The sequence below is a fragment of the Micromonospora sp. M51 genome, from assembly GCF_018070305.1.
Classification (GTDB): domain Bacteria; phylum Actinomycetota; class Actinomycetes; order Mycobacteriales; family Micromonosporaceae; genus Micromonospora; species Micromonospora parva.
Genome location: NZ_JAGPXZ010000164.1, coordinates 1 through 9689 on the forward strand (window position 1 = coordinate 1; position 9689 = coordinate 9689).

Below are 9689 nucleotides of genomic sequence, written 5' to 3' on the forward strand. Positions count from 1 at the left end.
GTCGAGGTCGATGACTCCCACCCCGCCCGCCCGGCGAGCCGCCATCCGCAGGCGCACGCTGCGGACGCCCGCCTGCGGGGTGAGCCGGTGTGGACAGAAGACGCGGCCCACCTCGGCGCGCGCCCGGTCGACGTCGTCCGTCCGGACCGTCACCGCATCCATCCGACACCTCCTGGGCGTCCTGTCGCGCTGACCGTAAGGCGTGCGCGGGCCGGAACAGCCCGGAAAGCCGTCGACCCGACAGGAAAAGGGTCCGGCCGCGTACCGCGGACAGTGGCCGCGTCGCGCGGATAGCGACAGTCCCGGCGTGCTCGCTAGCGTGCGAGCACCGCGGGCGGTCAGCGTCGGCGCGGGTTTCCGGCACTGCTTCACGTCGCAGGGCTCACGTTCGTTTGGAGGAGACCATGAGGATTGCTGTCGTCGGTGCCGGATTCGCCGGTGTGAGCGCAGCGAAGGTGCTGCGACAGAGCGGATTCGACGTCACCGTGTTCGAGCGCGCGCCCGACGTCGGCGGGGTGTGGAGCCGTACCCGGCGCTACCCCGGTCTGACCACCCAGAACGACAAGGGCACCTACCACCTCTCCGACCTGCCGATGCCCGCCCACTACCCGCAGTGGCCCTCGGGCGAGCAGGTCCAGCGGTACCTGGAGACCTACGTGGAGAAGTTCGGGCTGGCCAGCGCGCTGCGCCTGTCCACGGAGGTCGTCTCCGCCGAACTCGTCAACGACGAGACCGGGTGGCTGGTCACGTCCCGACCGACCGGCGCCCAGGAACCGTTGACTGTGCAACGGTACGACCACCTGATCGTCGCCAACGGCATCTTCTCCGACCCGCTCGTGCCGTCCTTCGACGGGCAGGCGGCCTTCGCCGCCGCCGGAGGGCGCGTACTGGCGACGGGGGAGTTCCCCGACGTCGAGGCGGCCCGAGGTAAGAACGTCCTGGTGGTCGGGTACGGCAAGTCGGCCTGTGACGTGGCGGTCCCGGTGAGCGAGGTCGCCGCCCAGACCCACGTGGTGGCCCGGGAACTGCTCTGGAAGATGCCCCGCAAGCTCGGTGGGGCGCTCAACTACAAGTACCTGCTGCTCACCCGGATGGGTGAGGCGCTCTTCCGCTACCTGCACCTGAAGGGCTTCGAGCGGTTCCTGCACGGCCCGGGGAACGGCCTGCGGCAGCGCATGGTCACCAGCGTCGGCTCGGTCGCGACCCGGCAGTTCAACCTGCGCGCGCTGGGCCTGGTGCCCAACGGCAGCTTCGAGGACATCGCCCGCAGCACGGTCAGCCTCGCCACCGAGGGCTTCTTCGAGCGGGTCACCGACGGCCGCATCGTCGTGCACCGGGATCAGGTGATCACCGAGTTGCTGGTCGATGACGCTGGCCGGCCCGCCGCCCGCCTGGCCGACGGCACGGTGCTCCCCGCCGACCTGGTGCTCTGTGGCACCGGCTTCCGCCAGCGCGTGCCGTTCCTCGACGAGGCGGTGCACGCCCGGCTGCAGGACGACGCCGGCAACTTCATGCTCTACCGGCAGATCCTGCCGCTCGGCGTGCCGCGCCTGACGTTCGCCGGCTACAACTCGTCGTTCTTCAGCCCGCTCAGCGCGGAGATGGCGGCGGTCTGGACGGCCGCGTACCTGCGGGGTGGGATCACCCTGCCACCCGAGGAGCGCATGCGTGACGAGGTGCGCGCCCGGCTGGCCTGGATGACGGCACGCACCAACGGACGGCACGCTCGTGGCACGAACATCATCCCGTTCTCGATGCACAACATCGACGAGGTGCTCGACGAACTGGGGCTCAACCTCGGCTCGCTGACCCGGGCCCGGCAGTGGCTGTTCCCGGTCGACCCGGGCTCGTACCGCGGGGTGACGGCGCAGATGATCCGGCGTACCGCCGACCCGGTATTCGCCATCAGCGACGACAGCCCGATAAAGATGGATAAAGTACGCAGATAGCGGATCAGGCGGGACCGGTCGGTGAGGAGGCTCGGGGACGATGGCAGCGGAACAGAGCCACCACCGTGCTGCGTCCGTGCCACCTGCCCCGGCCGGCTGAGCTGTCCCGCCGCCCGTGCTGAGGCGCGCCGAGTTCTTCCGTGGCCTCGGGGACAGCAGGAGCCCGAACTCGGCGACCGTCCTGGAACTGCTGTTCGACATCGTCTACGTCTTCGCGCTGGCCCGCCTCGCCGGGCGGGTCGCGGACGACCTGACCATCGTCCGGCACACCCTGCTCTCCGAGGCGGGCCAGACCGTCCTCTTCTTCACCGCGATGTGGATGATCTGGTCGCTCAACGCCCTGCTGGCGAGCACCTACGACCCGCGGCGCCCCGATCTGCAGGTCATCCTGCTGGCGACGATGTTCGGCACGCTGGTGCTGGCTGTCACCCTGCCGCAGGCCTTCGGCCAACGCGGTGTCATCTTCGCCTGCACCTACGTCGTCATCCAGGTCGGCCGACCGCTCTTCCTGTCGTTCGCCCTGCGTGGCCACCCGGTGCACGTGTTCTCGCTCCGGGTGCTGACCTGGCACCTGGCCACCGGTGTGCTCTGGATCAGTGGTGGCATCAGTGGTGGTCTCGGTCGAGGGGTCTTCTGGACCATCGCTCTCGCCGTCGAGATGATCGGCGCCGCCACCACCTACCCCCTGCCCCGCCTGGGTCCGAGACAGATCGACAGCCTGCGGGTCACCGTCTCGCAGGAGCATCTCGCCGAGCGGTACAACCAGTTCTTCATGATCGCTCTCGCCGAGGTGGTGCTCGAAGCCGGCGCCGCGGTCAGCTTTCCGGGCTTCTCGACCGAGGGAACAATCACCCTCGTCGCCTCGTTCGTGGCGGTCGTCTCGTTCTGGCGAATGTACTTCTACCACGTCAGATCCGGCCATGCCTCGACCCCGAGCGGGGAGGGGATCCAACTGTCGCGGTGGGCGAGCTACAGCCTGCTGTTGATCGTCGGTGGCATCATCTGCACCGCGGTCGGCTTCGGTCAGGTCATCGAGGACCCACACCCGCCGATCGACTGGGCGCTGGTGGCCATCATCTTCGGCGGCCCGGTGCTGTTCCTGATCGGGCGGAGCACCCTGGAACGGGCGAGCCGATCCGCACCTCGGTGTCGGGTGCTCTATCTCGGCGCTGTGGCGCTGGCCGTGGCGGCCCCGGTAATGGTGCTGCTTCCACCGGTCGCCGTGGCGGCCGTCGCGGCGCTGATGCTGGCCGCCATCACCGTGTTCGACCAACGAGCCCACCGCCGAGTCCACCGGCTGGGGTCGGAGTCCAACCCGACGCTGTGATGATCCCGTTGCGGGCCGGCGGCCACTGCGCGTAGCGTGGTCGGGCACGCCGTCGAGCGGGAAGGAGGTCAGAACAATGTCCGATGTTCTGCGCCCCCTCCGCGCTCCGGCGTCCGCGCGGGTCTGACCCGGGGCGCTCGCTTCCCGGAGGACCAACCCATGACTGATCTGGTCATTCGTCCGCTCGTCGCGGGCGAGGAAAATCTGTTCGACTCCATGCCCGATCCGCTGCCGCAGCTGCGCCAGGTCGCGTACGCCGACGGGGTCGCCGGCGGCGGCTACCGGCCCGAGACCACCTGGGTCGCGTTGCGCGCCGGGCGGTTGGTGGGCCGCGCCGCCTGGCTCCTGCCGCCGGGCGCGGTCGGTGCCCCCTGGCTGGACCGGTTCGACCTGGACGCCGAGCCGGAGGTGGGCGCCGAGCTGCTGCGCGCCGCCCACGAGGCGCTGGGCGGTCCCGGTCTGTACTACGCCGCGCTGCCGGCGCACTGGCGGCGTCGGCCGGAGGTGCTGGCCGTGGTGCAGGCACCGATGGCGGCCGCCCGGCTGGCCGGGCTGGTCGAACGGGGGGAGCGGATCCGGTGCTCCTGGACGGGCACCCCGCTGCCGGCGTCCTCCGGGCGCTACGACTTCCGGCCGCCCGCCGACGTCGCCGAGATCAACGCGCTGGTCGCCAGGATCGTCGAGCCGGACGTGCTGACCGGCGTCGAGATCGCGCGGGTGGTTGCCGGTGTCGACCTCGCCACCGACCCACTGGCCTGGTTGGGCGACGCCACCGAGGAATGGCGCGTCGCCCTGGCGGCCGGCGACCCGGTCGGGTTGGTCGGCACCGCCGGAGACGCCTGCTACCCCCTGCTCGCCTACCTCGGCCTGCTCGACGAGGCGGCCCGGCCCGAGCTGCTGGCCGAGGCGGTGCGGGTGCTGGCCGCCGGTGGTGCCCGCGAGGTCATCGCCGATGTGGAGTCCCACCGGGTGACGGTGCTCGCCGAGTTGGAGCGGACCGGCTTTCGGCAGTTGCGTTCCCGGGTCGCCTTCGCGCCGCCGGACAGTCAGGAATAGCTGACCGGGTGCGCCCGGTCACCCGGGCGCACCCCCTCAGCCGGCGCGGACCCCGCCAGCTGTCAGCATCTGGGCATGCCGGAGATCATCGCCCTTCTCCTCGGCGGGTTGGCGCTGGTCGTGGCGGCGGTCGCCGGGCTCTATCTCTGGCCGGTCGGCCGCCGTGGGCTGTCGGTCGCGCCGGCCCGACCGCTCGACTTCGACACGGCCATCCGTGCCGCCGAGGCCACCATCGCCGCCGAGGCTGCCGATCCGGAGATCCGGCCCGAGTCGCGCAGCCGCCTGCTGAGCCACGGCTCCCGTACCGGCCGGGCCGTGCTGTTGCTGCACGGATACACCCTCGCGCCGGAGCAGTACGCGGGGTTGGCCGAGGAGTTCTTCGACAGTGGGTACAACGTCTGGATCCCCCGGGCCCCCCAGCACGGCACCGTCGACCGGCAGGCCCACCACCGGGTCCAGGCCGCTGAGCTGACGACGTACGCGGCGCAGGGTTGGGCCGTCGCGGCGGCCCTCGGAGACGAGGTGGGCGTCGTCGGGATCTCCGGCGGTGCCGTGCTGGCCACCTGGCTCGCGCAGGTGCCCGGCAACGTCGTACGCCACCTGTTGTTGCTGTCGCCGTTCTTCGGCCCGAACCCGCGACAGGCACCGGCGTACGCGGTCAAACCGCTCATCGTGCTGTACGGACGCCGCGTCCTGCGGGACCGCGTCACGTCGCGCGGATACTCCCTCGCCGCCGTCACCCAGTACCTGACGATTGCGCGTACCCTGCCGAATCCGCCCCGACGGACCGGTCTGCGGACCGCGGCTGTCGCGATCAGCCCGCTCGACGCCGTGGTGGACCTCCGGGCGGCGGTGCACCTGCCGCGCCGGATCGCCGACGCGAACGCGATACCGCTGCGGGTGTGCACCCTGCCGGCGGAGTTGGGGGTCGAGCACAACACCCTCAACCTCGGCGTCGACGGCGACGAGTGGCGACGGCGGTACGTCGCGCTCTACGAGGGCGACCCGGCGCCGTTGAACACCGCAGGGGCGTAGCCGGCGGGCTTGTCGCCGATGCCGAGGCCGGGGCTCACCACCCAGGACTGGTACTGCGGGGTGAACATGCCGTAGAGCAGCGGGACCTTCGGGGCGCTCGCCTCGTCGAGCCGACGTCGGGCGTCGGCCGGGATCTCGAAGTCGAGCGCGCCGAGGTTGCTGGCGAGCTGTTCGGGGCCGCTGGCCCCGATGACCACCGACCCGACGGCGGGCTGGGTGGCCACCCAGTTGATCGCCACCTGCGCCATGCTGCGCCCGAGATCGGCGGCCACGCTCTCCAGCGTCTCGATCACCTGCCAGTCGCCGGGGCTGATCTCCCGACCCGCGGCGTCGGGGTTCGTCAGGCGGCCGGCCCCGCTCATGCCCTCGGCGGTCCGCCGGTACTTGCCGCTGAGCAGCCCTCCGCCGATGGGGCTCCACGCGGTGAGCCCCATGCCCAGGCTCTGCGCCATCGTCACGTGCTCCGCCTCGATGTCCCGGGCGACGAGCGAGTACGGCAACTGCACGTTGACCATCGGGGCCAGCCCGTGTGCCTCGGCGTAGCTCTGCGCCCGGGCCGCGTACCAGGCCGGTACGTCGGACAGCCCGGCGTACCGGATCTTGCCGGAGCGCACCAGGTCGTCGAAGGTGTGCACGACCTCCTCGACCGGGGTGATCCGGTCCCAGGTGTGCAGCAGGTACAGGTCGATGTAGTCGGTGCCGAGCCGGCGCAGCGACGCCTCCACGGCCCGCATGATGTGCTTGCGGCCATTGCCGCTGGCGTTCGGGTCGGACGGGTCGACGGTGTTGGTGGCCTTGCTGGTGAGCACGAGCCGCTCGCGTACGCCGGCCCGCTCGATCAGGCGGCCGAGGATCTTCTCGCTCTCGCCGGCGGTGTAGAAGTCCGCCGTGTCGATGAAGTTCCCGCCCGCCTCCAGGTACTGCCGGAAGATCGGTTCGGCCTCCTGCTCGGTCCTGCCGTACGCGGCGTGGAACCCGTCGACGCCGAAGTTCATGGTGCCCAGTGCCAGCCGACTCACCCGCAGACCGGACCGCCCGAGCAGGTAGTAGTGGTTCATGGTGGTGCCCTTCCGATTGTGGTGTCGGCCCGCTGCGGGCCACGTGTTCCAGACTTTTGCTCGGCAAAAATGGACCTGCAAGTCCAAAACCGAGCTAGGGTCGGACCCGCACCCCGAGACCAGGAGGTCCCATGACACGGGCGTTGACCCGCAAGGGCGAGGCGACCCGGGCCCGGATCGTCGCCGGCGCGGCCGCCGAGATCCGCGAGCGCGGCGTCGACGAGGTACGCCTCGAAGACGTGATGGCCCACACCGGCACCAGCAAGGGGCAGCTCTTCCACTACTTCCCGGACGGGAAGGAGGGGCTGCTGCTCGCGGTGGCGCAGCACGAGGCGGACCAGGTGCTCGCCGACCAGGAGCCGATGCTGAGCAACCTGACGACCTGGCCGGCCTGGCTCGCCTGGCGGGACCGGCTGATCGAGCGGTACCAGGCACAGGGGGTGAAGTGCCCGCTCAACGGTCTGCTCGGCCAGACCGGCCGGCGGGCGCCCGGCGCGCAGGCGATCGTGACCGGGCTCATGTGGCGCTGGCAGAAGGCGATCACCGAGGGCATCCGGCACATGCAGTCGACCGGCGACATGGCCGGAGACCTCGACGCCGACCGGGCCGCCGCGGCACTGCTCGCCGGCATCCAGGGCGGTGTGCTGCTGCTGCTCTCCACCGGGAAGATCGACCACCTCGAAGCCGTCCTCGACCTCACCATCGACTCGCTTCGGACAGGTGCTCGAACGGCCTGATCGTGTGAGAATCTGCTCGTCCGGCCGTGCCCCGGTCGCTGTCGGAGAGGGGTGGTCGCTCGTGTCGGCAGGATTGGTGGCAGTGCTGCTGGGCGGCGGGATCCCGCTCGTCGCCGCGCTCCTGCTGATGATCATCGGCGCGCTGGGGCGTCGGGCACGGGCCGGGCGACTGACCGGCCGATACACGTCGCGCCCGGGCAACTCGTCAGACAGCAGCTCGTCGAGCATGGGCGGAAGCTGAGGCCAGCCCCGCCCAACCTCCAGCGAACCTCCGCAGCTGACCGTGCACCGCGACGCTCCCGCCCTCGGTGATCAAGAGATTTGCGTCAGCAGGCTCGGCGTGTCGTGACGCGAACCTCTTGATCACCGCGGGCGGGGGTTCAGGTGGGTTCAGGTGGGAGGCGGGTGAGGTGGGCGGTGGCGTTGCGGGTTATGGCGGCAGCGAGCGCGACGGTCGCGGGCTGGACTCCGTTCTGCTGCTCCGCGGTGGCGATCCGGACCGACTGCGTCAGGTGCGCCCGCAGGTGCCCGGCGAGCAGACGGTGAAGCGGCGCCCCGGTGGCCGACCGCAGCGTCGCCAACTGCTCGGCGGTGACCATGCCCGGCATGTCGTGCCCCTCGTGCGGATTGGTCGTCGGCGCGCCAGCCTCGGCGAGTAGTTGGCGGGCGCGGTCCAGGTCCGCGCGCTGGGCGGCCGCGACCTGGGCGGCCGTTCGCCGCCAGGCCGGGTCGGTGGTGCGGGCCGGCACCAGATCGAGTACGGGCAGCAGACGTTCGGCCATCGCGGCGGTCAGTTGCAGCCAGGCGATGTCGGTCGGGTTGAACGACCCCGCCGTACCCGACGGTGTCGGCGCGACCGTCGCCGGTGGCGCGGTAACGGGTGGTGTGCCGGCCGCGTCCCGGCGCCCGGCACCGCAGCCGGCGACCAGCAGCACGGCGACGAGCAGGGCACCCGCCCTGGGTTGGCGCATCCGACTCCCTCCCCACCCGGGCGGCGGGCCCGGGTTGTGCGGCCCCCCCGCGGAGGGGTGTACCGCGCGCTCCGATCGGTCGGCCGTCGTGACCGCACTTGATGACGGGACGGATGCAGTCCTGGACCCGACGGGCCAGCTCGGCCACCGGCCAGGCGTTGAAGAAGTCGCCGTGCATCGTGTAGCCCGGCCCGGACGCCAACCGGAACCGCGACGGGTCACCGGTGACCGGGTACCGCAGCACCTGCCGCAACTTCGGCACGTGCACCGGGTGGGTGCTCGGGCAGGCCTGGTTCACCGGGTACGCCAGGTGGCTCTTGTGGTCCGGTGAGTCGAGGTCGCGGCCGTTCCAGCACTGCGGGAAGTCCAGGTACGACTCCAGCATCGTGCCGGACGGGCAGTTGACGAAGTCCTTCGACGGCGGCACGTGTCCGGCGTGCAGGCAGGACCAGCGGGCGATGCTGTCGTTCGGCCCGGTGGCCTTCGCGTTGCCGGCGACGAGCCGCAGCCCCTGCGGGAACGGCTGGGTGTTCGCGACGACGTCGGCGCGTACGCCCTCGCCGAGGTAGTAGAACGTGGCGATCGCCGGCTCCACCGGCACGTTGTCCCGGTACAGGGTGGGCACCCAGTAGGACGAGACGTCCACCGCCGGGTTGCAGCTGGTGGGGGAGCGGACCAGGTCCGGGAGGGTGGTGTTGGCGTTCGTCACCGTGGCGCCGAAGAAGCTGTGCATGTGCGAGGCCCCGGGCAGCCCGGGGAAGATGATCGGGTCGTCCGGCAACCGGTGGCTGTAGGTGCAGTCGGCGGGGAACTCGGCGACCCGGATGACGTTGGCGCCGAAGTCAGCGCCGGCTCGGCCGGTGGCGGCGTCGGCCCGGCCGGTGGCGGAGACCAGGTACGTGCCGAGGAGCATCAGCAGTGCGCCGATCGCCGTGGCGAGGCGCAGTCGGCGGGGCATGCCGGAGAGGGGTGCGGCCCTGTCCATCGTGTGACTCCTGTCGGGAGGACGGGTCAGGGACAGCTCCGGCGCCGCCGCCGAAGACAGCGGAGTGTGTCCTGGCCCGACATGGTGGTGGCTTGGTGAGCCCGAGAAGAGAGAGCGCTCTCTTCGTCCCAGCCTCACCCGTATGTCGACTCTTGTCAATACGTTCGGCAACTGGTGGAAAAGACGCCGAAGGGCCGGGCCCCGTGGTGGGGTCCGGCCCTTCGGTGTTGGTGTGGTGCGGGTCAGCTGGTGGCGTAGCCGCGGGTGGCGATCCAGTCCGCGAGGTGCTCGACGGTGACCTCGTAGGAGGCGGTGTCCGGGTTGGCGGAGTCGGCGATCTTCACCACGTTCCCGCCATCGCGGTAGCCGACGACGCTGATGTAGTGCCCGCCCTCGAAGGAGTGGATACCACCGTCGGTGTCGGTGGTGGTGCCGGCGATGTTGGCGACCACGGCCCGGCCGTCGTCGACGGTCTTCACAACGTCGGCGCGCAGCGTGTCGGTCTGCTTGTCATCCGCGGCGGGCGTGCTGATCTCCACCGACCGGTAGGCGTCGTTCTTACCGGTCTCCT

General features: G+C 71.0%; 9 protein-coding genes and 1 pseudogene. 6 read left to right on the forward strand and 4 right to left on the reverse strand.

Annotation, left to right across the window (positions count from 1 at the left end; all coding sequences use genetic code 11):
* Positions 1 to 404 precede the first annotated feature (404 nt).
* From KBX53_RS11720 to KBX53_RS11735, 4 genes are all read left to right on the forward strand, one after another.
* Entirely contained in the window at positions 405 to 1949 is a 1545-nt protein-coding gene (locus KBX53_RS11720) for an NAD(P)/FAD-dependent oxidoreductase (protein ID WP_210859124.1), read from the forward strand.
* 115 nt (positions 1950 to 2064) lie between these two features.
* Positions 2065 to 3276: a low temperature requirement protein A gene (locus KBX53_RS11725; RefSeq protein WP_210859125.1), complete on the forward strand. Its 1212-nt coding sequence runs from the start codon at positions 2065 to 2067 to the stop codon at positions 3274 to 3276.
* 159 nt (positions 3277 to 3435) lie between these two features.
* Complete coding sequence (locus KBX53_RS11730; protein ID WP_030337913.1) at positions 3436 to 4332, forward strand: hypothetical protein; 897 nt, start codon at positions 3436 to 3438, stop codon at positions 4330 to 4332.
* Positions 4333 to 4407: 75 nt separating this feature from the next.
* Positions 4408 to 5367: a carboxylesterase gene (locus tag KBX53_RS11735; RefSeq protein ID WP_030337912.1), complete on the forward strand. Its 960-nt coding sequence runs from the start codon at positions 4408 to 4410 to the stop codon at positions 5365 to 5367.
* On the opposite strand, the gene KBX53_RS11740 is transcribed toward KBX53_RS11735, so the two are convergent.
* Complete coding sequence (locus KBX53_RS11740; protein ID WP_030337911.1) at positions 5325 to 6425, reverse strand: aldo/keto reductase; 1101 nt, start codon at positions 6423 to 6425, stop codon at positions 5325 to 5327. The two genes, KBX53_RS11735 and KBX53_RS11740, sit on opposite strands and share 43 nt — an antisense overlap.
* Positions 6426 to 6556: 131 nt before the next feature.
* Here KBX53_RS11740 and KBX53_RS11745 point away from each other — a divergent pair, with 131 nt between their 5' ends.
* Together KBX53_RS11745 and KBX53_RS11750 are read left to right on the forward strand one after the other, a co-directional pair.
* Positions 6557 to 7162 (forward strand): TetR/AcrR family transcriptional regulator, encoded by a 606-nt coding sequence (locus KBX53_RS11745; RefSeq protein WP_210859126.1) that lies wholly within the window; start codon positions 6557 to 6559, stop codon positions 7160 to 7162.
* A gap of 61 nt (positions 7163 to 7223) precedes the next feature.
* Entirely contained in the window at positions 7224 to 7403 is a 180-nt protein-coding gene (locus KBX53_RS11750) for a hypothetical protein (RefSeq protein WP_210859128.1), read from the forward strand.
* Between the two features lie 139 nt (positions 7404 to 7542).
* Here the strand turns inward: KBX53_RS11750 and KBX53_RS11755 are convergent, their stop codons facing one another.
* The 3 genes and pseudogenes from KBX53_RS11755 to KBX53_RS11765 all read right to left on the reverse strand — a co-directional run.
* A complete protein-coding gene (locus tag KBX53_RS11755; protein ID WP_210859130.1) occupies positions 7543 to 8133 on the reverse strand; it encodes a DUF305 domain-containing protein in 591 nt (196 codons plus the stop codon).
* 211 nt (positions 8134 to 8344) lie between these two features.
* Positions 8345 to 9118 (reverse strand): annotated as a pseudogene (locus KBX53_RS36295) (DUF1996 domain-containing protein); the annotation flags it as partial.
* A 242-nt stretch (positions 9119 to 9360) separates the two neighbouring features.
* On the reverse strand, positions 9361 to 9689 hold a 329-nt coding region (locus tag KBX53_RS11765; RefSeq protein ID WP_210859132.1), incomplete at its 5' end, for a C39 family peptidase.

Bases quoted from the DNA above. Each gene is read 5' to 3' on its own strand.
- KBX53_RS11720 (WP_210859124.1), top strand. From the start codon at position 405: ATGAGGATTGCTGTCGTCGGTGCCGGATTCGCCGGTGTGAGCGCAGCG.
- KBX53_RS11730 (WP_030337913.1), top strand. From the start codon at position 3,436: ATGACTGATCTGGTCATTCGTCCGCTCGTCGCGGGCGAGGAAAATCTG.
- KBX53_RS11735 (WP_030337912.1), top strand. From the start codon at position 4,408: ATGCCGGAGATCATCGCCCTTCTCCTCGGCGGGTTGGCGCTGGTCGTG.
- KBX53_RS11740 (WP_030337911.1), bottom strand. From the start codon at position 6,425: ATGAACCACTACTACCTGCTCGGGCGGTCCGGTCTGCGGGTGAGTCGG.
- KBX53_RS11745 (WP_210859126.1), top strand. From the start codon at position 6,557: ATGACACGGGCGTTGACCCGCAAGGGCGAGGCGACCCGGGCCCGGATC.
- KBX53_RS11755 (WP_210859130.1), bottom strand. From the start codon at position 8,133: ATGCGCCAACCCAGGGCGGGTGCCCTGCTCGTCGCCGTGCTGCTGGTC.